25 protein-coding genes are annotated in these 23,724 nt (G+C 60.1%); 1 reads left to right on the forward strand and 24 read right to left on the reverse strand.

Annotated features, from left to right (window positions below; genetic code table 11):
- Window positions 1-253 precede the first annotated feature (253 nt).
- The 23 genes from ACFPM8_RS17220 to gspG all read right to left on the reverse strand — a co-directional run bounded on the left by ACFPM8_RS17220 (window position 254) and on the right by gspG (window position 20,475).
- Window positions 254-721, reverse strand: a complete 468-nt coding sequence (locus tag ACFPM8_RS17220; RefSeq protein WP_378999245.1) for a transposase — start codon at window positions 719-721, stop codon at window positions 254-256.
- A gap of 89 nt (window positions 722-810) precedes the next feature.
- Entirely contained in the window at window positions 811-1,134 is a 324-nt protein-coding gene (locus ACFPM8_RS17225; RefSeq protein WP_378999247.1) for a hypothetical protein, read from the reverse strand.
- Window positions 1,135-1,328: 194 nt separating this feature from the next.
- Entirely contained in the window at window positions 1,329-2,210 is an 882-nt protein-coding gene (locus ACFPM8_RS17230; protein WP_378999250.1) for a type II secretion system F family protein, read from the reverse strand.
- A gap of 3 nt (window positions 2,211-2,213) precedes the next feature.
- On the reverse strand, window positions 2,214-2,804 hold the full coding sequence (locus tag ACFPM8_RS17235; RefSeq protein ID WP_378999251.1) for a type II secretion system F family protein: 591 nt from the start codon (window positions 2,802-2,804) through the stop codon (window positions 2,214-2,216).
- Window positions 2,805-2,814: 10 nt separating this feature from the next.
- On the reverse strand, window positions 2,815-3,471 hold the full coding sequence (locus ACFPM8_RS17240; protein WP_378999253.1) for a cytochrome b: 657 nt from the start codon (window positions 3,469-3,471) through the stop codon (window positions 2,815-2,817).
- Between the two features lie 258 nt (window positions 3,472-3,729).
- A complete protein-coding gene (locus ACFPM8_RS17245) occupies window positions 3,730-4,806 on the reverse strand; it encodes a transporter family protein (RefSeq protein ID WP_378999255.1) in 1,077 nt (358 codons plus the stop codon).
- Between the two features lie 50 nt (window positions 4,807-4,856).
- Window positions 4,857-5,276, reverse strand: a complete 420-nt coding sequence (locus tag ACFPM8_RS17250; RefSeq protein WP_378999257.1) for a DUF2946 domain-containing protein — start codon at window positions 5,274-5,276, stop codon at window positions 4,857-4,859.
- Between the two features lie 93 nt (window positions 5,277-5,369).
- Entirely contained in the window at window positions 5,370-6,164 is a 795-nt protein-coding gene (locus ACFPM8_RS17255; RefSeq protein ID WP_378999259.1) for an alpha/beta hydrolase, read from the reverse strand.
- Window positions 6,161-7,453 carry an MASE1 domain-containing protein gene (locus tag ACFPM8_RS17260; protein ID WP_378999261.1) on the reverse strand — a complete coding sequence of 431 codons (1,293 nt, stop codon included), beginning with the start codon at window positions 7,451-7,453 and terminating at the stop codon, window positions 6,161-6,163. Before ACFPM8_RS17260 ends, ACFPM8_RS17255 begins: the two co-directional genes overlap by 4 nt.
- A gap of 39 nt (window positions 7,454-7,492) precedes the next feature.
- Window positions 7,493-9,817 (reverse strand): patatin-like phospholipase family protein, encoded by a 2,325-nt coding sequence (locus ACFPM8_RS17265; protein WP_378999263.1) that lies wholly within the window; start codon window positions 9,815-9,817, stop codon window positions 7,493-7,495.
- Window positions 9,818-9,888: 71 nt separating this feature from the next.
- Window positions 9,889-10,572 carry a response regulator transcription factor gene (locus ACFPM8_RS17270; RefSeq protein WP_378999265.1) on the reverse strand — a complete coding sequence of 228 codons (684 nt, stop codon included), beginning with the start codon at window positions 10,570-10,572 and terminating at the stop codon, window positions 9,889-9,891.
- A gap of 147 nt (window positions 10,573-10,719) precedes the next feature.
- Entirely contained in the window at window positions 10,720-11,187 is a 468-nt protein-coding gene (locus tag ACFPM8_RS17275) for a type II secretion system protein (protein WP_378999268.1), read from the reverse strand.
- Window positions 11,188-11,203: 16 nt separating this feature from the next.
- On the reverse strand, window positions 11,204-11,587 hold the full coding sequence (locus ACFPM8_RS17280) for a type II secretion system protein (RefSeq protein ID WP_378999270.1): 384 nt from the start codon (window positions 11,585-11,587) through the stop codon (window positions 11,204-11,206).
- Window positions 11,577-12,053 (reverse strand): type II secretion system protein, encoded by a 477-nt coding sequence (locus tag ACFPM8_RS17285; RefSeq protein ID WP_378999272.1) that lies wholly within the window; start codon window positions 12,051-12,053, stop codon window positions 11,577-11,579. Before ACFPM8_RS17285 ends, ACFPM8_RS17280 begins: the two co-directional genes overlap by 11 nt.
- Window positions 12,054-12,061: 8 nt before the next feature.
- Window positions 12,062-14,128, reverse strand: coding sequence for a secretin N-terminal domain-containing protein (locus ACFPM8_RS17290; RefSeq protein ID WP_378999274.1), 2,067 nt, complete (start codon window positions 14,126-14,128; stop codon window positions 12,062-12,064).
- A gap of 30 nt (window positions 14,129-14,158) precedes the next feature.
- A complete protein-coding gene (locus ACFPM8_RS17295; protein WP_378999276.1) occupies window positions 14,159-14,641 on the reverse strand; it encodes a hypothetical protein in 483 nt (160 codons plus the stop codon).
- An 11-nt stretch (window positions 14,642-14,652) separates the two neighbouring features.
- Entirely contained in the window at window positions 14,653-15,207 is a 555-nt protein-coding gene (locus tag ACFPM8_RS17300) for a hypothetical protein (protein ID WP_378999277.1), read from the reverse strand.
- Window positions 15,204-15,734, reverse strand: a complete 531-nt coding sequence (locus ACFPM8_RS17305) for a hypothetical protein (protein ID WP_378999279.1) — start codon at window positions 15,732-15,734, stop codon at window positions 15,204-15,206. The genes ACFPM8_RS17300 and ACFPM8_RS17305 overlap by 4 nt, the downstream gene beginning before the upstream one ends.
- The gene (locus ACFPM8_RS17310) at window positions 15,731-16,504 is read right to left on the reverse strand and encodes a hypothetical protein (RefSeq protein WP_378999281.1); all 774 of its coding nucleotides are present in this window, start codon (window positions 16,502-16,504) and stop codon (window positions 15,731-15,733) included. The genes ACFPM8_RS17305 and ACFPM8_RS17310 overlap by 4 nt, the downstream gene beginning before the upstream one ends.
- Window positions 16,485-18,101: a GspE/PulE family protein gene (locus ACFPM8_RS17315; RefSeq protein ID WP_378999283.1), complete on the reverse strand. Its 1,617-nt coding sequence runs from the start codon at window positions 18,099-18,101 to the stop codon at window positions 16,485-16,487. The genes ACFPM8_RS17310 and ACFPM8_RS17315 overlap by 20 nt, the downstream gene beginning before the upstream one ends.
- A 252-nt stretch (window positions 18,102-18,353) precedes the next feature.
- Window positions 18,354-19,535, reverse strand: a complete 1,182-nt coding sequence (locus ACFPM8_RS17320; protein ID WP_378999285.1) for a type II secretion system F family protein — start codon at window positions 19,533-19,535, stop codon at window positions 18,354-18,356.
- 12 nt (window positions 19,536-19,547) lie between these two features.
- Window positions 19,548-20,060 carry a transglycosylase SLT domain-containing protein gene (locus ACFPM8_RS17325; protein WP_378999286.1) on the reverse strand — a complete coding sequence of 171 codons (513 nt, stop codon included), beginning with the start codon at window positions 20,058-20,060 and terminating at the stop codon, window positions 19,548-19,550.
- Complete coding sequence (gspG, locus tag ACFPM8_RS17330) at window positions 20,032-20,475, reverse strand: type II secretion system major pseudopilin GspG (RefSeq protein ID WP_378999288.1); 444 nt, start codon at window positions 20,473-20,475, stop codon at window positions 20,032-20,034. Before gspG ends, ACFPM8_RS17325 begins: the two co-directional genes overlap by 29 nt.
- Window positions 20,476-20,735: 260 nt before the next feature.
- On the opposite strand from gspG, the gene ACFPM8_RS17335 reads away from it, so the two are divergent.
- Complete coding sequence (locus ACFPM8_RS17335; protein WP_378999290.1) at window positions 20,736-21,614, forward strand: hypothetical protein; 879 nt, start codon at window positions 20,736-20,738, stop codon at window positions 21,612-21,614.
- Between the two features lie 556 nt (window positions 21,615-22,170).
- On the opposite strand, the gene ACFPM8_RS17340 is transcribed toward ACFPM8_RS17335, so the two are convergent.
- Window positions 22,171-23,679 carry a lytic polysaccharide monooxygenase gene (locus ACFPM8_RS17340; RefSeq protein WP_378999292.1) on the reverse strand — a complete coding sequence of 503 codons (1,509 nt, stop codon included), beginning with the start codon at window positions 23,677-23,679 and terminating at the stop codon, window positions 22,171-22,173.
- Window positions 23,680-23,724: the final 45 nt, after the last annotated feature.

Raw genomic sequence — 23,724 nt, forward strand, 5'->3', positions numbered from 1 at the left:
ATCTGAGATATCTGCTTGCACTATTGAAATGGGTTCTGTCATAGATAAAATGGATGAAAAAGCACCGATTTGCTCGGTTTAGTAGGATTCGGCATAAGAATATTCTTATTATTGCTGTTTTTCTAGTGTCGAAGAGAAATATTAAAGCGCTTGCTTGCCGCCTAGCGAGCTCAAGACAAATGGCTTTTACTGCAGGTTAATTGCAATTTCATTACTGCCGCACTGACAACACCCGGTTGCGCATCGGGAACCGTCAAGCGCTCGCCGGCGGCATGGTTGAGTTGATGATAGGCGGCGCTTCCGCCATCAAGCCGACCCAATGCAATGTCGACGCGGCTTGCGAGTCGGTTTTTGCCGCATGCATGGAGGCGTGATAGTGCCGCTTGTTGGCGTGCCGGACCGATCTCTGCCTGATGCGCTCGGTACGCTGGTCGCCATAGGCAACAATCTGCTCAAGCATGGCCGACAATTCCGGATCGCCATGCATTGCCTGCATCAATTGCCGCCACAGGTCGTATTCGTTCCAGCGCTTGAAGCGCATATACGCGGTGTGCCACTTGCCAAACTCCGGCGGCAAATTGTTCCACCGCGATCCGCCAGCCGCCACCTGCAGCACGGCCTCGATAAACAGGCGGTTGTTTTTACCGCGGACTCCCGGATCGCCGCGCTTTCCGGCTAACAGCGGCGCCAATTTTTCCCATTGATCATTTCGTAGTTGCATCATGATTCCTTTATCTTTCTACTTGGCGCATTCGATGCTCGGTCCGGGCTCATGTCCGTCGAGGCCGGATCGTTGCCGTTAGTGTCGGCCTATGTTTCGTCCGCACTATCCTTCGCTGGCAGATAGCGGGTACCGAGACCGGACGCCAATAACGCCGCTTCTACCTTCCCCCATGCCACAGCGTCGTAAGCCTCGCTGCCCCTTATCGCCTGCTGCGCCGAGTGAAACATGCGCCACATGGTCGGCATGCAACGCAAAGAGTTATCGGCAGCGCCCAATTGCCGGCGCAACCTGGACGCCAACGCAGGATTATGGGCAGCCCAGACATCCGCATAGGATTCCATCGCCGCCAGCGCATACGGATCCTTAGCCGTATCCAACACGTAACGTCCCTTACCCAAGTCAATAAACATCACTTACTCCTGATTCAAATTTGCACATACATCGTCGAGCGAGATTTCATTCAGTCCACGAGGCAACACAACCGGGACGTGAAATGTCGTGCAACCATTTTGCGGGGCGCCGAAGCGTAGAGAAATTGCTCGCGGTCCGCTTTTGTAGCAGGAGTATTCCTATACCGCTGTGTGCGTAACTTCCGATGTGCGCTTCACCAGATTCCCTCCTGCATGAACTGAATGACGACCGGGAATGCCAGCACCATCAACGTGACCGGAAGAATGAAGACCAACAACGGAAAAATCAGCTTCACCGGCACTTCCATTGCCTGCCTTTCAGCCCGCTGAAAACATTCGCACCGACGCCGTTCGGCTTGAAACTTCAACGTATTGGCCAAGCCGCTCCCCATGCGCTCGGCCTGGATCACGGCGTTGCTGAAATGGGTGATTTGCTTGATCCTGACCCGCTGCTCCATACGGCGCAACGCCTCGGCCCGGCTCAAGCCGGATTCCATGTCGTGCAGCATGCGCTTGAACTCGTGCTGCAAGAGGCCGCTCGGGCCTTTGTCGACCGCGTACTCAAGCGCGGCCGTGACCTTGCTGCCGGCGCTTACCGCCATGCTCAGCAGATCGAGGTAAATCGGCAGATGCCGCAAGATGGATTTCACATTTTCGGCCCGCATGTTGCGCAGCCAGATGCAGGGATAGAACATGCCCGCAATGGCGCACGGCGCCAGCAACAGCGAATAAAATCCAGGCAACATCAGCATAGCCAATCCGGCCAGCGAGCTTGCGGCAAGCGCGCAGAACAGACTGAGCGACACGAATTGCCGCTCGTTCATCAGCGCCGTCATGCCAGTCGTCGTCAGACGCCGGTGCGCGCTGGCCAGCCATTGCTGCGGATAGCGCCGGCCCCAGTTGCATTCCATGAACCGCACCGCAGGCCAGATCATCCGCAGTGCGCGCGGCAAAGGATAGCGCCAGCTTCGGTCTTCTCTCGGCACTGCAATCAGCAGCAGCTGCCACAGATAAAACAAAATGCAGCAGAGCAGGCAGAACGTGCCGACAGCGGCGGCGACAATAAATAGCATCATGATTTACACATCGATATCGGTTATTTTGCGGATCGTCAGATAGCCCAGTATTTCCATGACCGCGATCGCAGCCAGCGTGCCCCAGCCGAAGGGCGAGTGAAACAACGGCGCCATCGCCAGCGGCTCCACCAAATGCAAAGCAAGCAACAGCAGCAAAGGCAGGCAGCACATCGCCAATCCTTGCACCTTGCCGATTAACGCCAAATTCCGGATCCTCGCTTCAATCCGATGCTTCTCGCGCAGCGTTTTGGCGGCAGACTCCAGCACCCCGGCCAGATTGCCGCCGACTTCCCGAGCGACCGAGATAGCGGCTACCAGCTTCATCAAATCGTGCAACGGCAGCCGCCGCTCCATATTTTTCAGGGCCGGCTCCAGAGCCGCCCCTAGCTGGATCTCGCGCAGCAGCAGCGCTAGCTCAGCGGCCATCGGCAGCGGCGCTTGTTGCGCGGCAGCCGCCAGCGCGGCCGGCAAATCGGCGCCGGCCCGGAGTTCGCCGGCGACAGCCAGCAGCACGTCCGGCATTTGCATCTCGATCCGGCGCAGGCGCTTGGCCCTGGACCTGCGTGCGAACGGCTTAGGCAATAAGATGCTCATCGGATTTCCCTTAAGCCGCCGAGCGGCCGTGCTCCAGCTTGGACGTTTTCAAGAAGGCCCGCGCATCGTTGGCCGAACCGCCCAGCGGCGCACGCACCTGACGCTGATCTTGCGGTTTGGTCTTCCACCACATGCGGTAGATGATCCCGTCCCGCTTGACAAAGTGATGCCACAACGCGGCGGCGCCATGCAGTGCAACGGTGGCGTAGAACACCCGGCCCAGGATTTCATGCAGCATGACCATCCGCGTCACCAACTCGGTATCGCGCGGCACCAGGATCGGCAAATCGAAACCCAGCAGCGGCATCGGAATCGCCATGCCCTTGGCGTTGACGATAATCCAGCCGATCAGCGGCTCGGCCAGCAGCAAGGCGTAGATCGCCAGATGCACGGCATGCGCGGCGGCATGCTCGAAGCGGCTGCCGCCCGGCGCCGGGGGCATGCGCCGACCCAACAGCCGCACCGCCAGCCGTATCACGGTGAGAGCCAGCAAGGCAACGCCGCAGCCGATATGCAGCACCATCACGGAACGCATGGAGATGCCGCCGCGCTCAACCAGCACATGACGCAATTCGGCCGAAAATAAAATTGCCAGCATCAGCAGCACGGTCAGCCAATGAATGCCGACCAGCGGCCAGCTATAACGGTTTTTGTTGATTGTTTTCATGATTTCTCATCTCAAAGATCATATTTTTCGCGATCCGGCGCATCGCCACAAACTTCCTAAAAGGAATCTCAATGCCGCGAAAAAAAACGTTCCATGTACGAGAACATGGAACGCCTGAAAAAAAATGGTAGAACGTAGGGCGGATGAGCGAAGCGTTATCCGCCGTCTTGGATGCATCACACACCTGTGGCACATCCATCGGCGGATAACGCTACGCTCATCCGCCCTACTCAAAAGCGCCCTACTCGGATTCGCGCCTTAAAACGCCTTGGTCACATTCAAAAACAGCGAAGGCTGACGCTTCAATTGAAAGCCGTTCAGGTTTTGCGCCACAGGTTCGACGTATTCGACGCCGAGGCGATATCCCTTGAGCGGACCGGAACCCGCCATCGCATTCAGGCCGACACCCACTTCGACTACCTTGCCGCCGTAGTTGGCGGTATCGTCGTCGGGCATACCGGTGGTATGCGGGCCGTTGTACTCGCCCTTGATCGCGCCTTGCGCGGTGTATGACAGACGGCTGGTCATGTTGAGCCAGTCGGCCAGCTTATAGCCGCCCCAGCCGGTCAGATGCAGCTTATTGCCGAGCCGGTAGCCGGAAGCATTGGCATCCTGCATCGGCAGCACGGCATCGGCCTGCAAGCCCCAGTTCCATTTGCCGCTATGGCCGGTGTAGGTGATGCTGGGCATCGCATCCCAGGTGCCGCTGCCGAGCTGCATGCCGTAGTGGGTAAACTTGCCATTGACGTTCTTCTCGCTGACCGAGCCGGTCGGCACGCTGACGGTGGCGCCGACCTGCACATGGTGGGTGCCGTCATCGTACAAGCGGAACAAGGCGCTGACCGGGGTGTCCCCCATGCCGCGGGTGCTGTGCGTCATCGGTCCCATCCCGTGCCGCATCATCGGCAGGCCTTCCATCCCCATCGGCATTTCCATGAACATCGGCATCACCATGATGTTGAACCAGTCGGTCGGCGCATACATGATGTCCAGCATATGCATGTTCATCACCATGCTGGTCGGTTTCATATGATAGCCGGCAGCGTCCAGCTCGGCATTGCCGACGTTATCGGTCCCATGCTGCATACCGCCGCCCTGACGGGTTTGCGAAAAACGATAGCCGAACATCCACTCGCCTTTGGCGTGCATGTGGTCGTACATGACGCCGGCCGGGCCGTGGCTTTCTGGCGATGGCGTATCGGCGCCGTCATGTCCTTCATGGGCGTGTGCCGCGATGCCGGCGGTCAGCAGCAGCGCCGCCGCGGCGCAACGGCTCAGTTGGAAAAATGCTGGTTTGAAGCGTGGGGATTGTTGTGTTTGGGATTGCTTTTTCAATTTGATCTCTCTTGATAGTAAATAGAATTCGATGTCGTGCGGCGGACCGCTCAGGACATTGGTATTTGGAACAACTTGAGAGAGATCGGTGGAGCGCGGGAACGATAATCCGGCCAGTGTGCCGCCGGCTGTAAAACCTCGATCCAGGCGTGTGAAAAAAAAGCGATCGCAGCCGCGCTGACCAGCGTCACCGGCGGCAGCGCCGGCAAGCCGAAACTACCGGCATGGACGCCGCAAAACGGGCAAGTTTCGGCCGTGCCGGCGGCCTTCTTAGGAGCTGTGTCGGCAGGCGCTGCCGCATCCGGCGACGGCATGTGATGCGCGATCAAACCGAGGCCCATGATGGCCATCGGCTTGCCGCTGGCGTATGCCTTGCCTGCCGTGACCGACGGCGCCAATGCGTTGAGCAGGATCGCAAAAATCGCGATCCATGCATTCAACTTGATAAAGCGGCGCAGCGAGGAAGTCATGAGGATACTGGTCTGACGGAAAACCGCCATTGGACCAGCCGCCGCACGGCGGCGCGAACTTCCTCAAGTAAATCTCAAAGCTTGCTTTGTTAGTTAGTCAGCCCCGCGCACCCGGCGCGGCGGCACCGGCGGATACCCGAAAAATTCCAGCACGCTATTGACGACTTGTTCCCGGTCATTGTCGACGCAAATCATGTGATAGCTGTTTTCCAGCACCACCACCCGTACATCCGTTAGAGAGGCTTGCAGGAATTCGGCGGATTTCAAGCTGGTCAATTCGTCTTCGCGGGCATGCACCACCAATGTCGGACATGCGATATTGCGGGCGCCGGCGCGGACCCGGCGGCGTAGCCGGTCGACCTGGCGCACGCAGGCCAGCGGCACCCAGCGATAGTGAAAATTGTCGCCGCGCGCGAATTTGGCCTTGACGATGGCGCGCACAGTCGAATTCTTGATGCCGAACGGCTCGCCCTCTTCCACCTTCATCCTGCCCGGCAGCCCCGGAATCCAGTACACCAAGTGGCGCAATTGACGATACCAAGGGGTGGACCAGCCATCTATAAAAATAGGCGGCGCCAAGGTCACCAATTTCCCTTTGCTGTGCTGTACCCGATCGCATAGCGCCAGCGCCAGCAAGGACCCCATGCACATGCCAAGCACGTGGAACACCTCGTATTGAGCGGCCAATTCATGATAGCTGGCGACGACCGCATCGAGCCAGTCGTCGGCGCTGACCGATACCAGATCTTCGGGCTGGGTGCCGTGGCCAGGCAGGGTAACGGCGTGGGTTGCCACCCCGGCGCGTTGCAACACCTTATGCAAGGAGCCGAGATCGAATTGCGTACCGCCCAGGCCGTGGATCAGCAAGGCCCCGGTGCGAGCGCTCATGTCATGCTCCGTTGCTGAGCGGCCTCCTTGAGATTGAGCCGCCAGGCGCCGGCCACCATGGCGACCGATTCGTCGGCATCCAGCAGCACCGCACTCATGTCGGTCACGCTGGTCACACCGCCCGCCGGCAACAGCAGCCGGAAATTCAGGTCAGGCCGGGCATCGTCGTCCGTGTCGTCCAGCCAGCGGCGGCGCAGCTGCTCGCGATCGTCAGGATGTATATGCGCCAGCACCTGATCGAGATCGCTGAAGGCCGCCGCCGGCACGCCCAGCAATCCTTGCAGGTCGCCGTTCCAGAATATTTTCTTGCTGTGCGGGGCCAGGCTATAGACCAGTTGCCGGCTGACGGTCAGCGCCAGTTCGACATCGCTCTTCCACTGCCCGGCATCTTCGTGCAACTGTTCGCGGGTGGTTTTAAGCGCGCTGATCAGCAAGCTCAGGAGCGCGGCAACCGCAAGATAAAGCTGCGCCTCCAGCAGCGAATGGCTGGAAGTGTTGTCCGCCAGTTCGGCAAACGGGCCGGTGCCTTGCGCGGTATTCAACAACACCAGGAATGCCAGCATCGCGACCGCCAGCGAGCCGCCGCGGCCGCCCCACAACAGCGTCAGAACCGCAGCGAAAAATAGCGGCACGTAGGTCAGCGCAAAATTGATGCCGATCGAGAAGTTGACTATGCCGCCGCCGTCGAAAATCACAAAAGCTGTGAGCCCCATCGCAACAAATGCCGCCAGCCCGAGCAGGAAATCGTCGCGATTCCCTGGGTCCGAACGCATCGCGTGAAAACGCGACCAGCCGGCAAGTATCGGGGTCACGATCAGTATCCCGACCAGATCGGATGCGGCCCAAACGCGCGCGGTCGGCCAGAACGGCACGTCCAGCACCAGCAAGAACCAGGCCGCGCCGATCGCGGCGCTGACCGCGCTGCAAGCGGCGCCGATAATCAACAGGCGACGCAGGAAAAACAAGCCCTCCATCGGCGCCTGCGTCATCCGCACCAGCGCCACCACCATCGCGGCAATCCCGATTTCATCGGCGGCGAACAACACCGTGCGCAACAGGCTGCGATCCTCGATCCAGCCCAGCAGCAGTTGCGCCAGCACGAAGCCGGCGATCAGCGGCAGCCAGCGCGAGGTCTTGTTCAGCATGAAGGCGGCCACAGTGACGCCGGCCGGCAGCCAGATGTAACCGGTCGCGGCAATTGGTCCGTTGAGCTGGTGCGACATATAGCCCATGACCAGGTAGAGCAAGCCCCATAGCAGCGCGGCGACAATTTGATTGCTTAATTTCACGATGAATACCCTAATGGTGTTTGCCGATGAAAGCGTCTTTTAAAACACGCGTCCCATTTGCAGATACAGATTCCAGACTCCGCGCGGAGCAATCGCCAGCCCAAAATACAAGGGGCCAAGCAGGCTGTTCCCGCCCAAGAACACACTGGCGCTTTTCTTGTAACCGCCCTTGCCGAAGGCATCTCTGGTCTGCCAGACGTCGCCGACTTCCAGACTGCTGCCGAGCACCGTATTGCGCAATCCAGGCAAGCTCAGTTCCCGCATGTCGTTCAGGTAGGTCAGGCGGCCATACAGCAAATAGTTGCCGGTGAATTGGTCCGGTGCGTAAGCCGATAGATGCTGGAAGCCGCCGAGTGAGAAGCCAAGTCCGCCGTTGCCGTTGACCTCATTCGCTTGATTGCCGTAAGTGCCGGCGGCTTCCAGCCCCAGGTTGAGCGTGTGACGGCCGCGGCTGACCGCCCACAATGCTTTGGCCTGAGCGTCGCTGTAACTGTTGTCCACACCGCCAAACGCCTTGTTGCTGATCGCCGACAGGTAGTAGCCTTTACGCGGAAACAAAGGATCGTCGAGCTGATCGATGGTGAGCTGTGCGCGTGCCACCGGCTGCTTGGTCCGTTGCACCGGCAACAGCACTGGAGTCAACCCATCGTCCGATACAAAAAGCGCGCTATACGACGGCGACGCGACCTGCCATTGATAATTGACCCCGGCCCGGAACTCACCAAGCCGCCCGATCGGAATACCCAGGTCTACGCCAACTTTGGTGGTGTCTACCCGGAACGCGGTGACCGGCACCGTGTTTGCGTTGGTATCGCCGTCATCCGAGTAAACGTCGACGTGCCGCCGTCCGTATTCGGCATAAGGTGCGACATACAAGCCCAGCGTGTTCCAAATCGGTTGCCGCAATTCGGTATGCAAGCTTGCACGCTTGCCGCCCAGCACAGCATCGCTGCGCCATTCCAGCCCGCTTTGCGTAATCCACGGCAAGCGATGGCCGATCTGCAGATTGAAATCGCCGCGCCCGTCGAAATTGTTCGACACACCCAGGCCGTACAGCAGGAAGTGCGGCCCCCAGGATTTATCCTCGGCCTCTATCTGCAGTACATTGCGGCCGTCCCGATTCACAAGCTCTTGCGTAACGCGTTTGAAATCGCCGTTGGTCGACAAGCGCGCCATGTCCTGATTGAGCGCAAGGGGGTCGTAGCGATCGCCTTCCTGCACGTCCAGCGAACGCCGCACCATCGAGGCCGGCACCCGACCCCGGCTCTTGATCTCGATCGCGTCGATCCGGGTGTCCTGCGCCAGCAGCGGGCCGTTATGCCGGGCGGCCAGATAGGACTGCCATTGCTGCGGCGGCAGCGCCAGTGCCGCCAGTTTCTCCCGCTGGCGCTGCGCGGCGTCATAACCGGCCTTGACGCCGTCCTTGCCGCGTGAAAAATCTGAGAACGACAGATCGCCCAGATCCGGTTCGATCAGCACATCATCTGGCTTGAGCAAGCCGATTTGCTGCTTGACGTTCTGGCGCACCAGGATGGTCACCATCTGTTGCGCCACCGCGGCCGGCGAATCGAGCGTCGCCGGATCGTTCAACTCGGTCGCGATGTTGACCGCAATGATGACGTCGGCGCCCATCTCGCGCGCCAGCGTTACCGGCAAGTTGCGGACCAGGCCGCCGTCCACCAAAATGCGTCCATCCAGCTTGAGCGGTGCGAACAGGCCCGGCACCGCCATGCTGGCGCGAATCGCGCGCGGCAGCGAACCCTGCTTCAGCACCACCTCGGCGCCGGTCCCCAGATCGGTCGCCACCGCACGAAAAGGAATCGGCAATGCATCAAAGGAGATATTGGCCGGCAGTTGCGGCGTCCAGTTTTGCATCAGCGCCAGCAGCTTGTTGCCCTGCACCAGGCCGGCCGGCAGCTTCAGCTTGCCGTCGCCGTAACCGGCGGACAATCCGATCGGATATTGAAAATCGTCTTCCCGCTGCGACTGCGGCAATTCCGCCCGCTGATTCCGGTCAAAGGCAATATCGCTCAGATCGGTTTCAATCAATCTGCGATCCAGCTCGTCCGCTGACAACCCGCTCGCATACAGTCCGCCGACCACGGCCCCCATGCTGGTGGCCGCGACAACATCAACCGGCACGTGCATCTGTTCCAGCGCCTTGAGTACCCCAAGATGGGCATAGCCGCGGGCGCCGCCGCCCGACAAGACCAGGCCGATGCGCGGCCGTGCGCTTGCGGCTGTATCGGCGGCCGCTGCCGCGCTCACATGTGACGAGGGCAACACCAGCAGCACCGGCAGCAGGTAGTTACGCAGAGGGGAAACCAGCCAGGAAGGCGGGATACGACGATTCAAGAGATGCATCTTAGGAAACACGGGAAATTTAATTAACGCATGCGGATTTCCGGGTTACCCGCCGCAATCCTGGTGCTCGTTTATACCCGCTCCAGCCGATAACCGTAGTTGTAAACGGTGGAAATGACCAAGCCGTTTTTCGAGCGCAAGCCGAGCGTCGAACGCAGGTTGCTGACGTAGGTGGCGAGGCTGGCATCGTACTTGCGGTCGATCACGCCCCAGATGTGCTTGCTGAGAAAATCCTTGGTCAGAATGCGTCCGGCGTTGTTGAACAACAGCAGCGCCAGCTCGAACTCACGCAGCGGCAAACTGATGTCCTTGCCTTCGACCTGCACCGTGCGCGACTCGGTATTGAGCGTAAATTTGCCCACCGTGACGACTTCGGATTTTTCATTTTCGGGATAGTACTTGCGGACCTGGGCATTGACCCGGGCCAGCAATTCATGCTCGCGCACCGGCTTGGTCAAATAATCGTCGGCCCCGGAATCGAGCGCATGAACGATGTCTTTTTCACTATCGTGATGGGTCACCATGATGACCGGCAGCGTGTTGAACAAGGTCTGCCGCACCCATTTCAACACCTCGATGCCCGGCATGCCGGGCACATCCCAGTCGAGCAGCAGGACATCGACCGGCTGCGCCCGCACCAGTTCGATAAAACTGTCGCCGTCGGCGCGGATCACGGTGTCGTAGCCGCCGCGCTTGAGCAGGTTGGCAACCATATTGGCCTGGGCCGGGACGTCTTCTAGAATCGCAACGATCATATAAGCTCGATTAGTTGATGGATCACGGGCACCTCTAAAAACCGTAGCGAGCGGCCCAAGGTCGGAGCGAGAAGCACAGCTGTACGGAGGTACAGCGAGCATCGCAGCTCCGAGATTGGACCGCGCAGTAGGTTTGTAGAGGTGCCCTTATGGACTTTCCACTACTGGATCACTACTACCGGGCGCAGCCGGAACATGAACGAACGCCCATTCCTTATAGCTGCTTTGCCCCGCAAAGCCCTCATAACCCGAGGGGAATCCGCCCTGCTTTTGCGGCGCGCCTTCCGCCATGCTATACACCCCCATCACGCCGCCGTCCGGCGATTTGATGAGTCCCCACTCGGTATCGCCTGTCATTGGATCGCGATAGAGCTTGCGCAAGTGCCGTAGTGTATAGGGAACCCGGTCATCGCTCAACAGCGCCGCCAGCGTACGCGGATAACGGCTGCCGGTGGCGGAACGGTAATAGGAGGCGATCGCCTGCCGGTACTGGTCGCCGATGAACAACAGCTCCTGCTCTTGCTGGCGCTGGCGTTGTTTGGCCCATACCTGCGCCGCCCCGGTGGCAAACAGCGCCACCGCCGTCACCAGCAGCAGCACGGCGATATAGGCCATACCGCTTTGTCTGTGTTTACCATCCCGCATAACTGGTCCCGTCCAGCGCATTGCCCTTGGCGCCGCTCTTGACATCGGCCACGCCGGCGATCTCGCCGCTTTGCGGCAGCCAGCTATCGCGGCGGCCGGTGATCGGGTCCTGCGGTATTTCCTTTAAATAGCGCTCTGTCACCAGCACCTCCAGCGAGGCCGGATTGGTCGCATGATCGGCCCGATAATCGTCGATCGAGCCGCGCATGGTGAACAGGTTGTGGCGCAGCACGGTTTCCTTGGCGCGCGTGTTTTGCTTGAAATAACCTGGCGTCACCAGCGACATCAGCGCGCCGATGATGGCCATCACGACCAGCAGTTCGATCAGCGTGAATCCTGCACCGCGACTCTTGTGATTTTTACCATTCATTGTAGGGAACTCCATTGAGACCGGGCTTTTTGCTGCTGGAGCGGATATCGAAGACATCGCTGCCGGAAGAAAACGACTCCGGTGAACTATCGTAGCTGCGCGTTTCCCAGCTGTCGGCAGGCGACTTGCCGTCGCAGCTGTCGCACATCGGGTCCGGCGGCAGACGGCGCAGGAAATACAGTTTCGCGCCGCTCGGGTCCTTTTTGTTGGCGACGCCTTCCACCAGTACATTCAGGTCGGGCGGATAGCCGCTCTGCTCGATCGACTTCTCGATGCTGCCGTCGGCAGTGGCGCGCTTGTAGGCGTCGATCGCGGTCCGCACCGTTGCCAGCGTTTGCCGCATTTCAGCCTCCTGGCGGCGCTGCTTGATCAGGTCGCTCACCGGCGCTGCCACGGTCATCAGCAATGCCAGCAGCGTCAGCGCTGCCAGCAATTCGATGAGCGAAAAACCTCGCTGCATGCGCATGACGGGCCTCATACCGCCGACAACGCGGAACCGGCGCTATTGAAGCTGGCGGGAGTGCCGCTCAGCGTCATGGCCGGCTGCGTCGCAGCCAAGGCTGGCTCCGCTGCCGCCATGCGCAGCGCGTCCTGGTCCGCCGCTTTCACGATGCCGTCGCGGGTCGAATCCGCATTGGAAGAATCGGCCGGTGCGGCCGCTGCCGGCTCGTCCTTGACATCCGCATCAGGAGGCGCAATCGGATCGCTCAGCGCCGGCACTTTCGCATCGGTCGGCGCGGACATCTTCTTCGGCGTTGCGCTAGTCGCGCCGGCCGGCAATTCGAGCGTCAGCGTATCGGTCGTGACCTGCGATTCGGTGCCCGACAGGAAGGTGCTGACGCCGGCTTCCGGCAGGTCCAGGTTGCGTTCCACATGCGGCGTGATCAGCAGCACGATTTCCGAATTCTCACGATTGGTTTTCTTGCTGCCGAATACCCGGTCCATCCACGGCAGGTCGCTCAGACCAGGAATGCCGCTCGCGCCGTTGATATCGTTTTGCTTGATCAGACCCGCCAATACCTGGGTTTCGCCGTCTTTAGCGGTCATCACGGTTTCGGCATTGCGCGTTCCCAGCGTATAGGCGACGTTGCCGCTGGCAGTCTTCAGGGTATTGAGGATGTTGCTGACTTCCAGGTTGACCTTGACGCTCACCTCGTCGTTCAGGCTGATGCGCGGTTCGACTTTCAGCATCAGGCCGACGTCCTGGTAATTGATGGACTCTGTCACGACGCCGTTGGCATTGACGTTGGTGATGATAGGCACTTTTTCACCGATCTTGATGTTGGCTTTTTCCTGGTTGCGGACCCGGATTTTCGGATTGGCCAGCACCTTGGTCTTGCCTTGTTTTTGCAGCATGTTGATCGCCATCGACAAAGCGCCGTTGTCGCCGCTGACGCCGACTTTCTCACGGTTCAGGCGCAGCAGGTCGGCCAGCGTAAAGACGCTGCCTTCCACTGCCGATCGCGCCGACAGATTGACCTTGCCCGGGAAATCCACGCCCAGATCGACTTCGTCGGTGGTATTGACTTCCAGCACCTGCACATCCATCGTCACTTCCGACTGCGGAATGTCGAGCGAAGCGATAATCCGCTCGGCCACGCTGACTGCTTCCGGCGTGTCGCGCATGATCAGTGCGTTCACCCGTTCGTCGATATGCACGTCCTTGGGCTTGATCATCTGGCGCAGCGCGGCCATGGCGGTCTTGGCGTCGGTGTGGCTCAGGTAAAAGGTGCGCAGCACGAATTCCTTGTAATTCTTGTCCTTGTCCGCACGCGCCGGATAAATCAGCACGGTGTGCTCGTTGAGCACTTTTTTCTCCAGCTGATTGGTGCGCAACAACAGGTTGATGGCATCCTCGGCCGTGGTCTTCTCAGAGAAAATACTGGCCGGCATCGAGGTCTGGACGTCGCGATCGAACACGAAATCCACCCCCGTCATGCGCGAGATCACATCGAAAATATTGATCATCGGCTGCGATTTAAAATTCAGCGAAACCGGTTTGCGCAATGCATCGGCCAGACGCGGCCGGGTGCTGCGGCGGCTATCCTGACGGCGCGAGATCTCGTCGCGCAGGGCCAGCGCCGGTGCGTAAGCCGGTTGTTCCAGCAAGATCTTGCCGACGATGTCGAGCGCCTGTTGCGGATGCTTGCTCTTGATCTTGCCGGCCTGCGCCAGTTCGGCCTGCATCTCGGTGCGGCGCTGGATTTGCTTCTTCAGCTGCTCGGCCCGCATATTGCCGGGCTGTTCAGCCAGCACTTTTTCCAGGTGCGCCAGTGCTTCGGCTTCTTTGCCGGCGTTCATTTTCGATGTCGCCTGGCGCAGCTCTTCATTCACATAGCCGCCCTGCTCGCGCACGACGCCCTGCTGCTTCTCGGTGTCGTCGGGACGTTTCTTGAGGTCATCCTTGGCTGCTTGCAGCGATTCCTGTTGCGTCAGCTGCGGCTTGGCCGGGGAAAAATGGTCCTTGATAGCGCCGGTCATCGCACACCCCGATACGAGGAAGGGTGACAACAGCGCGAAAATAATAGTGTTGCGTTTCATGATTGTTTACTCTCTGGTTAGCGCGTTTGCTCAAAGCCCGAGGCCCGTCAACGTCAATGTCAGTTCTTTCCCCGCAGGGCCTATGAAAATGGCATCGTCGTCGTTCAATGCCTTCAATTTGTACTGCTGCTCGATCACTTCGCCGGGATGCACCGCACCCGGCACCTTGCAACTGCGGCAAAGCACGAAGGTCTTGCCCATTCCATCCAGGACGACGATGCGCTGCTTGCCCTCTTTCCATTCGGCTACCGCGGAAAACGGCAGCGGCATATCGGTCGCGATCAAGGCGTCCGTCAATTCGGGAAGTTCCATTTCATCCGCCGCAGCGGTGTCCGGCATATCGCTTTGCGTCAGCGAATCCCAGCTTTGGGCCGGAAACAGGTCGACCGGCTCGACGTCCTGATTGCCGTTGGCGACCGCTGCCGCGCCGCTGCCGATACAGGCCAGCAGCACGGCCAGTTGCGCAGTCCGCTGCCAGCGCGTCGAGATGCAGGATCTGATTGTCTTCATCATTCTCATCGTCCTCATCGTCCATCCCCCAGCAAGCTCAGGCGCAGTTTCATGCTCAGCAAGGTGTCTTCGATTTTCTGCCGTTCCAGGCTGACCGCGTCCAGCCGCAGCAAGGGCTGCGCCTGCAATGCGGTCAGCGCCCGCGACAGATCGCTATAGCGGCCGCTGGCCACCACGTTCAGGGTCCAGCGCGCCATGCGCCCTTTCACCTCTTCATCCTCGCGGTAGGTCGAGTCGCTGACATCCAGTCCGTACTGGCGCAGCAGTTCAAACACGATCAACTTGCGCGCGCTGATATTGGCGCCCAGCAAAGCGGCCGCGGTCTGCGTCGCTTCCGCCGTCGGCGCCGGCGCCCTGGATAACTTGGCCAGGTCCGCCGTCACCGTCTGCTGTTCTTGTTGCAGCGCTTGCCCTTCCGGCAGCAAAGCCAGCCCTTGATACGCCACCAACCCCAGCGCAGCCGCAGCTGCCAGCACGCCGTTGCGGCCGATCCGCTCCAGCACGCCTTGCGCATGCCAGCGCAGGCGCGGCAGCGGATTGCCGATTTTTATCTTGAGTTTTTGTTTCATGATTGCTCCACCAGCACGCTAAAGACCACCGCCCGGTTCGGGTCGCCGGCCTTGATGCCGTGACGCAGCAAGGTGGCGCGTGTTTTACTTTCCTTATTGCGCAAGCGTTCGACATAGATATAGGCCTGCTTCAGGTCCGAAGTCACCGCCTCGATCCTGGCCTGCTTGCCTGCGCCCTCGACCGCGATCGACAACAACGCCACTTTCGGACTCCACGCCTGTTCCAGCCGCTCCAGTACGGCCGGCCGCGTTTTTGCCGCCGCGCCGCCCTGCGCCGCCACCAGCTCGTGCACTTTGCGTTGTTCCGGCGAATTGGCTTTGCTGCCGCGCTCGGCGCGTTTCAGCGCTTGCTCGCGCTGCGCCAGCTGGTCGCTCAAGCCGTCGACCTCCTGCTGCAGCGCCTGGTTTTGCATGAAGCGGTAACCGGCCCCGGCGGTTGCCGCCAGCGCCAGGCAGACAAGCACCGCCGTCAATGGTCGAAAAGCGCTGCGGCGCTCTCTAAAATCGATATGTTTCAAGCCCTTCATGCCGCCTCCTTTTGCAGTAGCGGGCTGCCGAGCCAGATCGCGTCCGCCTGCATGCTGACCGCCGCCGCGTCCACCGTGCCGCTCCAGTAACGGTTTGCGGGCGGCGTCTGCTGCGCTTGCTGCGTGAGCAGTTCGGTTGCGCCCAGCGCTTCAGATGCGCTCTGGCCATCCGCCAGCACCAGGGTCGCGACATCGCGCCATTCCCGCTCGCTGCGCACCAGGGTGGTCACCGCGCCCGGCTCGACGATCGTCAGCGTGTAATCGGCGGCCATCAATTGCCGGCGATAGCGCAGCAAAGTGGCCGACATCAAATCGCGGCAGCCGCTCAAATACCAGCCGGCCTCGACTATTTGCGCCGCGATCCCGTCCAGCAACGCCGCATCGGCGGCGAACGCCAGGCGCGCCTGACCGAAGCCGGCGCGTTCCACCCGCACCCGCAACGGCGACTCGAAGCCCTGCTCGCGCAACAGTCCCTGCGCATAGCCGCTCCAGGATGCATCGTTGCCGGCCAGACCAGGCTGCCAGGGCAGCACCACGCTGCTTGCCCACGGATAGCCCAGCAGCACTTGCAGCCGCTGGCGCTTTGCCAGCAAGCTGGGCTGCACGCCTTGCAGCAAGGTCGCCAGTGCAGCGGCCGGATTGCCTTCATGCCGGCATCGCACTGGCGGCTGCAGGTCCGCATCCTTGCGTTGCCGCGTTTGAGGCGGCGCGCTCAGCGCGACGTGTTCGGCGTCGATCAACGCCACATATTCATTCCATTGCCACAGCACGCTGCACCTCCTGATAAGTAGTCAAGCCCTTGCGAATCGCTTCCACCCCGGCATCGCGCATCGACTGATAGTCTTCGCAGTGAGCCAGCGCCTCCAGCCTTTTTTCGGGGGAACGCTCCATCAGCGCGCCCTTCATGCGGCTGTCCAGGCGCAGCACTTCCACCAGCGCGATACGGCCGCGAAAACCGGTGCCGCGGCAGGTATCGCAACCCGGCCCCGGCTTCACCGCATGCAAATCCTCGATATCGGTGTTGGCGTCATACGGGCTGCAGTCCGGGCAAATGCGCCGCACCAGCCGTTGCGAAGCGACGCCATTGAGCGCCTCCAGAAAGGTCGATGGCTCGACCCCCATGTAGATAAAACGATCGATCACGCTGAACGCATCGTTGGCGTGCACCGACGACAGCACGCGGTGTCCGGTGAGCGCGGATTGCACTGCAATCGAGGCGGTTTCTTCATCGCGGATTTCACCGACCAGAATGGTGTCGGGGTCGTGCCGCAGGATGGAGCGCAGACCGCGGGCAAATGTCAGCCCTTTCTTTTCATTGACGGGGATCTGCAACACCCCGGCCATTTCGTATTCCACCGGATCTTCAATCGTGATGATCTTGTCCTCGCCGGTATTGACTTCGGACAGCGTGGCGTACAGGGTGGTCGATTTGCCGCTGCCGGTCGGCCCCGTGATCAGGGTCAAGCCGTAAGGCAGCAAGGCAAGCGCGCGAATCCGGCGCGCAGTCTCGCTGGTAAAGCCGAGCGTATTGAGATTGAGCACGTCGCCGCGCGACGATTTATCCAGCACCCGCAGCACCGCGTTTTCGCCGTAAGCGCCGGGCATGATGGAGACCCGGAAGTCGATCTCGCGTCCTTGCAGCGCGACCTTGAAGCGACCGTCCTGCGGCACCCGCTTTTCAGCGATGTCGAGGCTGGACAGCACCTTCAGGCGCGACATGGCCTGATTCGCCACTTCCAGCCCTTGCACCGGCCGGATCAGCTGCATCACGCCGTCGATCCGATAACGGATAAACAGCCCTTCCGGCCCCGATTCCAGGTGGATATCGCTGGCGCGGCTTTGCAGGCCGTCATACAGCGTCATGTTAATCAGACGGATGACCGGGCTTTCGTCCTTGGCGATGGTCGCCAGCGAGATCGACTCCACCGCTTTCGCCAGCGAATCGTCGCCGGCATCCACGCTGACATCGTCCATCACTCTTTCGCTGGCTTCGGATTTTTTCAGCAGCTCGTCGATCAAGCCCGGCAAGCTCATCGCGAAATACGGACGGCGCGTGACCAGGCGGTTCTGCAAGCGCACGCGGGTTGCCCGCGCCAGCGGCTCGGCCATCACCAGAAATATGGCGCCACCCAGTTCGACCGGCAACACGCGCGAGGCCAGCGCCTCCGTCAACGGCAACAGATCGAAACGCAAGGCTGCGTTGTTCAGTTCATCTTTCGACAGCGCGACCATGCCCAGGCAGGCGGCGGTTTCCGCCAACTGTTGCGGCGACGCGGCGAGCTTTTGCTCCAGGTAAGCCGACGCCGAAACGCCTTGCTGGCTGGCTTCGAACTGCCATTCGCGTAATGTATTTTGAATTGCTTCCATCAGTAATTCCCCTTAAGTCAAACCGTATTTTTGATCGTCGCCGGCATCCGGGCAAAGAAGCTCAAGCAATTCTCAAGAGCATCAATTGGGAGGGCGTTGCTAGAAATTGAGATCCATTTAAAAACCGTAGCGAGCGGCTCAAGGTCGGGGCGACGAAGTTGCAACACCTGGAGCCGTACGACTGTACGGTGACGAACTTGTCACCCCTGCAGCCCCGAGATTGGCGGGCTTGCCAAATCCTGCAGTAGGTTTTTAGCCGATGCTGCCGGCTAGTTCGAAGATGGGCATGTACAAAAGCGTGACGATGGTGCCAACCAGTCCGCCGACGCCGAGCATCAAGATCGGCTCAAACACCTTGCTGAAGATCTCGATGGCGCGATCCAGCGCGCCGTCATGAAAGTGCGCGATCCGTTCGCACATGCCGCCCAGGTCCCCGCTCTGCTCGCCGACCCGCAGCAAGCGCTCCGCCACCGAGGTCGTCAACTGGTGATTGGCCAGCGTCTCCGACACGGTGCGGCCGGCGCGCAATTGCACCAGCGCCTGCTCCAAGCGCAGCACATAATCTTGCGGCAGGATTTTTGCCGACAATTCAAACGCTTCCAGGGCCGGCGTGCCGCCTTCGATCAGCAAGCCGACCGTGCGATAAAAACGCGCCAGCACGAACAGGTTGCAGACATCCTTCAACTTCGGCAGGTGCCACAAACTCTTCACCAGCGCCGCCTTGACGCGGCTGGTGCGCAGCAGCCAGAACGCGCCGCCGAATGCCGCACCGATGCCGATCCCGATCGCTATGCCGTGCGACTGCACGATGCCGGCCCACCACAACATGGCTTGCGCGGTGCCGGGCAATTCCTGCATGCTTTCGAACACGACCGAGAAGCGCGGGATGACAAAGAACAGCATGAACAGCAGAATCGCCGTCCCCACCCCCATCACCACCAGCGGATACACCAAGGCACCGGTGATCCGTTTGCGGATATTCTCGATCCGGACTTCGTAATGCTGATAACGCTGCAGCGCAACCGGCAACTGACCGCTGCCTTCGGACGACGCCACGGTCGCAATCAATAACGGCGGGAACACATTCGGCTGCGCCGCCAACGCCTTGGAAAACGGCTGGCCCTGATACATCACCGACAGCATTTGATCCAGCACCGTGCGCGCGCCTTTATCGTCGGCCTTGTCGCGCAAAGCCTCCAGCGCTTCGATCAGCACCAGCCCGGCCTCCATCAGCGTCGACAGCTCCTGCAGGAACAATCCCAACGCGAACTTGGCCGGACGCTGCCATGAGCGCCGCTCGGCCTGGCGGCGAATCTCCAGCGGCGTGCCGTCGGCGCTGGTCAGTTGCGCGCGGACTCCCGCTTCGTCGTCGGCTTCCACCGCTTTGGTGACAATCTGGCCTTGCGCCAGCAGCCGTACCTGATATGTCGTCACGCTTGTTTCTCCTTATTTCGCGGATGGTTGAACGGCTTTGCCGTTTGGCGTCGTGCCTGCACGCTGGCCGCTGAGCTGGCGGTATTCTTTCCAGACCTTGGCGACATAGCGCTTGCGCGCTTCTTCGCGGTTATCGGCGCCGCCGGCGTTATAAGCGCCGACCGCCTTCCAGGTGTATCCGTAGCGCTTGATGAAATCGGCCAGGATCGCAGCGCCGGTGCGCACCGAAGTGCAAGGCTCCTTGACCAGCCGTTCGTGGGTAATGCCGACCTGCTTCAAGCGCGGCAGGTGAATGCTATTGACCTGCATCAGCCCGACGTCATAGGTGCCGTTGCTGTTGCGATTGAGTGCTTTCGGGTTCAGCGCCGACTCGACCTTGGCGATCGAGTACAGCAGCAACGGATCGATGCCATGCTCGCGCCCCGCTTCGGTCCAGCAATTGGCGGCGCTGGCGGATGTGGCGCAGATGCCCAGCACCAGCATCGCGCCCAGCCGCTTACAAGCCATAGACAAGGTCTGCATCATCGTTACTCCCGCCGACACGACCGTCTTTACCCAGCGATACGACTTCCGCCTCGGCGTCGCGGCCCGGAACATTCCATTGATAAGCGCGGCCCCAGCCATCGGCCGGGATGTTTTTCGCCAGATACGGGCCGTACCAGTTTTCCACGCCCTGCGGCTGTTTCACCAGCGCTTCCAGCCCCTGATCGGCGGTCGGATAGTTGCCCACATCGAGGCGATATTGGGTGAGCGCGTCGCCGATGGATTTCATCTGAGCCTGGGTCGATTTGACTTTGGCTTTATCGACCTGCGAGAACAATTTGGGACCGACGTAACCGGCCAACAAGGCGATGATCAGCAATACCACCAGCAATTCGAGTAGGGTAAAACCGCGCTGCTTGAGCGATTGGCGACGGCGGGAAAGAGTAATGAGGTTCATGAGATTTCCATATGAAATGCTCGCTCGCGCCGGATAGGGGGCGTGATGAGGAGCGTTGGATTATTGGGCGCGTTCGCATGCTGCAATCGGAAGCGCGGCGTATTGGATATCGACGCTTGACATGCTGCGGGTCGATACATCTGGCATCGACAACTCATAAGTCGTCAACGCAGGCGTATTTTTTCATCGCGGGGGGATGGGCTCAAACTTTCTGAACAGAATCTAAAGAGCAAGGAGGCGTCGTGGCGTGCCGAATTACTGTGTCCTCGATTAACTACTACGTGCGTAGGGCGGATGAGCGCAGCGTTATCCGCCGCTGGATGCTCCGCCGGTGTTTGATGCGTCCGCAACGGCGGAAGACGCTGCGCTTTTCCGCCCTACATGACTGGAAAGCCCAACATTTCTTTAATCGCGACCAAACGTTGGGCTTTGAAGCCCAACCAGAATCTAAAGAGCAAAGAGGTGTCGTGGCGGGCTCATCGACAGCAAAAATAGTGTTTGAACTTCAAGAAAATCTGCGCTATCTTGCTCAGGTCGTGAGAAAGAGCGGCCTGGTTGAACAGCCAGTGTTATGCGTAGTACCGGGCAGACAGCCGCCCCCCGGGCGGTTTTTCTTCGTCTGCCCCTATCAAAGTGCGCCTTCTAAGGTGGGCCTTGGTAGGGAGGGCTTCGGCCCTGCCGGCTTATGGTACTTACGCACCGGTCTGTTCACCCTGCCTTGCGCCCGCCACCTTCGTCAGCCGATGAAGGGCGGAAACCCCGCCGCAAAAGGAGATCGCATGACCTACGCAAAAAATGCCAACAAAACTTATATCTTCCCGCCTGAACCCGGCTCGCCCGAAGCAGCGCTGCACAAGCCGTTTTCCTGGCTGGTCCCGGAACTGCAGCACGACCCCGACGCGCAATTTTCATCTGTTACGAAGAACTTCAGCTTTGGCATCAAACGCTGCCTGCAACTGATCCACGCCACCGATTTGGCCAGCGGCGTTTATGCCGACCCGGCGCACCCGCCATTGCTGAGCGTCGATGTCCGCGAGGAGCTGATGCTGTTTTCCATTGATGCCGCCGACGAGTTGGGAGAAAAGGCGGCCAGGGACATTGAACGCCGCAATGAAAAGTATTTAAAAGAGCGTCGGTAGCTTGCGCTTTCCAGTAATGTAGGGCGGAAAAGCGCAGCGCCTTCCGCCGTTTCGGACGCATCAAACACCGGCGGAGCATCCGGCGGCGGATAACGCTGCGCTCATCCGCCCTACGCACGTAGCAGTTAATCGGGGACATAGTTCAAGAGGCGTCGTAGATACTGTGGTTGAGCCGAAGGCGAAGCCCAACCGCTGCGACGACGGTGAAAACGTTGGGCTTTCCGGTTATGTAGGGCGGAAAAGCGTAGCGCCTTCCGCCGTTTCGGACGCATCAAACACTGGCGGAGCATCCAGCGGCGGATAACGCTGCGCTCATCCGCCCTACGCACGTAGCAGTTAATCGGGGACATGGTTTAAGAGGCGCCGTCAGGGCGAAAAGCTGAGTCCGCCAAGACAGCAGCACGTAAAAACAACCCTCCGCGATCCGACACCAAAAAGCCCCTCCCGTCACCGGAAGAGGCTTTCAGTCGACCAGCGCAAGCGCTATCGAGATGACACATGCGTATATCTGACAAGCCGCGACATCATCCCGGCTTGCCTGCGATGCACGCGGGCCTTACTTGGCAGCCCAGGCTTCCGTCCAAGCCAAACCTTTACCCGGCTCATAATACATAGCCGATTGACCGCACCAGCCGGCAGAAGCACCTGGTTTGCACTCAAAGATTTTGCCGTCGTTGATCACCAGGTCGCCGCCCTTGTAGATAGTGCCTTCCTTGTACGCAGGGTGATTGCCGCCGTCACCGTCACCGCCACCGGTTTTGGCTTTGACCTTGACCGAATGGCTGGCCGAAGCGCTGGTCTTGCCGTCGTTGACGATGACCTTGAACGCGAACGTCTTGTCTTTCGCCAGTTCCGGCGCGGTGAAGCTCAAGCTAGCGCCGTTCGGCGTGGCGACGATACCTGGCGGCACGTCCCATTTGAACGTCAGCGGATCGCCATCCGGATCGCTGGAGCCCGCTGCCGACAAGGTCACTTGCTGGCCGGCTTCCGCTGTTGCCGGACCGGTTGCTACTGCGACCGGTGGCTTGTTGGCCGGTGGATTGCCGCCGCCATTGTCGCCGCCGCCGTTATCGCCACCTGTCGCATGGTCGATTTCGAAGTTATACAGCTTGCCGTTGCCGAAGATATCGTTCTCGGTGCCGTTGAGCACCGGCTCGATCTTGCCATCCTTGCCCAGCTTGCCGATCTTGACCCGCTGCGATTGGCCGTTGACCTTTTGCGCCAGCGCATAAATCCATTGCGCCGCCGGAGTCTGGTCCGCCGCTACGGTAATCGTGTGCTTTTCAACATCGCTGCCGCGGGTTTTGTCGAATACACGCAGGGTGATGTCGTGGCCCATCACAGCGCTGCCGCCGCGCACCGGGCCGATAGGCTTCCAGCTCGACGGCGCGCCGCCGGCGATATCGATATCGGAACAGCCATAGAACGCTTCTTGGCTATCGCTGCGCTGCCAGACGTAATACAGGATGTGCTTGCCTGTCATGCCAGTCGGGACCGTGACGTCCATCGTCGACTCACCGGGGATACCTGGCCCCTTGCCGACGCCGCCGATCTCTTGCAGATCATCCCAGCGCAGCGTGCGCGAATAGTCGTAACTATCCTTGCTGATGTAAAACTTGAAATATTCAGTCGCATGCTGCGCAGTCTGGTTATAAGTCAGCGTCAGCTTGCCGTTGGCATCCGGACTGACCACGGTCGCCTTCCACGGCGACAGCAAATCCAGTCCCTTGCGCCCTTCGGAGCCGCCGGAGCACAACAGGCCATTAGGGACTACCGCAGTATGGTTGCCACCGGCCCCACCCTGGCTATTGCCCTGCCAGGTATAAAAAATATCGGTTCCGCTGGTTTCCTTGGCGGCGCGACAAGCCGGATCGCTCGGACTTTCAGGGTTTTCACCCATGGCCGTGCTACAGATATAGGCGCGGCTGGGCGGATTGACCACCGTACCGTGCGCGGAAGCGATGGTCGGCGCCAGCGACATGGCGGCGACCGCCAGTTGCGTCAATACCAGCGCCGGAGCCAGGCCTTTGACAAACTTGTTCTTCGGATTATGCGATTGCTTCATTAAAGATCCTTTAAAGGGTGGAAAATGGCCGGTTAGCCACCATGG

Origin of the sequence: Paraherbaspirillum soli (genome assembly GCF_042654985.1) — a bacterium.
GTDB classification, from domain to species: Bacteria; Pseudomonadota; Gammaproteobacteria; order Burkholderiales; family Burkholderiaceae_D; genus Paraherbaspirillum; species Paraherbaspirillum soli.

Excerpts from the sequence above, each read along its gene's own strand:
- ACFPM8_RS17235 (WP_378999251.1), bottom strand. The coding sequence starts at position 2,804 with ATGAGCATCTTATTGCCTAAGCCGTTCGCACGCAGGTCCAGGGCCAAG.
- ACFPM8_RS17280 (WP_378999270.1), bottom strand. The coding sequence starts at position 11,587 with ATGAATGGTAAAAATCACAAGAGTCGCGGTGCAGGATTCACGCTGATC.
- ACFPM8_RS17250 (WP_378999257.1), bottom strand. The coding sequence starts at position 5,276 with ATGACTTCCTCGCTGCGCCGCTTTATCAAGTTGAATGCATGGATCGCG.
- ACFPM8_RS17240 (WP_378999253.1), bottom strand. The coding sequence starts at position 3,471 with ATGAAAACAATCAACAAAAACCGTTATAGCTGGCCGCTGGTCGGCATT.
- ACFPM8_RS17270 (WP_378999265.1), bottom strand. The coding sequence starts at position 10,572 with ATGATCGTTGCGATTCTAGAAGACGTCCCGGCCCAGGCCAATATGGTT.
- ACFPM8_RS17225 (WP_378999247.1), bottom strand. The coding sequence starts at position 1,134 with ATGTTTATTGACTTGGGTAAGGGACGTTACGTGTTGGATACGGCTAAG.
- ACFPM8_RS17255 (WP_378999259.1), bottom strand. The coding sequence starts at position 6,164 with ATGAGCGCTCGCACCGGGGCCTTGCTGATCCACGGCCTGGGCGGTACG.
- ACFPM8_RS17265 (WP_378999263.1), bottom strand. The coding sequence starts at position 9,817 with ATGCATCTCTTGAATCGTCGTATCCCGCCTTCCTGGCTGGTTTCCCCT.
- ACFPM8_RS17300 (WP_378999277.1), bottom strand. The coding sequence starts at position 15,207 with ATGAAACAAAAACTCAAGATAAAAATCGGCAATCCGCTGCCGCGCCTG.
- ACFPM8_RS17290 (WP_378999274.1), bottom strand. The coding sequence starts at position 14,128 with ATGAAACGCAACACTATTATTTTCGCGCTGTTGTCACCCTTCCTCGTA.
- ACFPM8_RS17340 (WP_378999292.1), bottom strand. The coding sequence starts at position 23,679 with ATGAAGCAATCGCATAATCCGAAGAACAAGTTTGTCAAAGGCCTGGCT.
- ACFPM8_RS17285 (WP_378999272.1), bottom strand. The coding sequence starts at position 12,053 with ATGCGCATGCAGCGAGGTTTTTCGCTCATCGAATTGCTGGCAGCGCTG.
- ACFPM8_RS17275 (WP_378999268.1), bottom strand. The coding sequence starts at position 11,187 with ATGGCCTATATCGCCGTGCTGCTGCTGGTGACGGCGGTGGCGCTGTTT.
- ACFPM8_RS17325 (WP_378999286.1), bottom strand. The coding sequence starts at position 20,060 with ATGATGCAGACCTTGTCTATGGCTTGTAAGCGGCTGGGCGCGATGCTG.
- ACFPM8_RS17315 (WP_378999283.1), bottom strand. The coding sequence starts at position 18,101 with ATGGAAGCAATTCAAAATACATTACGCGAATGGCAGTTCGAAGCCAGC.
- ACFPM8_RS17305 (WP_378999279.1), bottom strand. The coding sequence starts at position 15,734 with ATGAAGGGCTTGAAACATATCGATTTTAGAGAGCGCCGCAGCGCTTTT.
- ACFPM8_RS17295 (WP_378999276.1), bottom strand. The coding sequence starts at position 14,641 with ATGATGAAGACAATCAGATCCTGCATCTCGACGCGCTGGCAGCGGACT.
- gspG (WP_378999288.1), bottom strand. The coding sequence starts at position 20,475 with ATGAACCTCATTACTCTTTCCCGCCGTCGCCAATCGCTCAAGCAGCGC.
- ACFPM8_RS17230 (WP_378999250.1), bottom strand. The coding sequence starts at position 2,210 with ATGATGCTATTTATTGTCGCCGCCGCTGTCGGCACGTTCTGCCTGCTC.
- ACFPM8_RS17220 (WP_378999245.1), bottom strand. The coding sequence starts at position 721 with ATGCAACTACGAAATGATCAATGGGAAAAATTGGCGCCGCTGTTAGCC.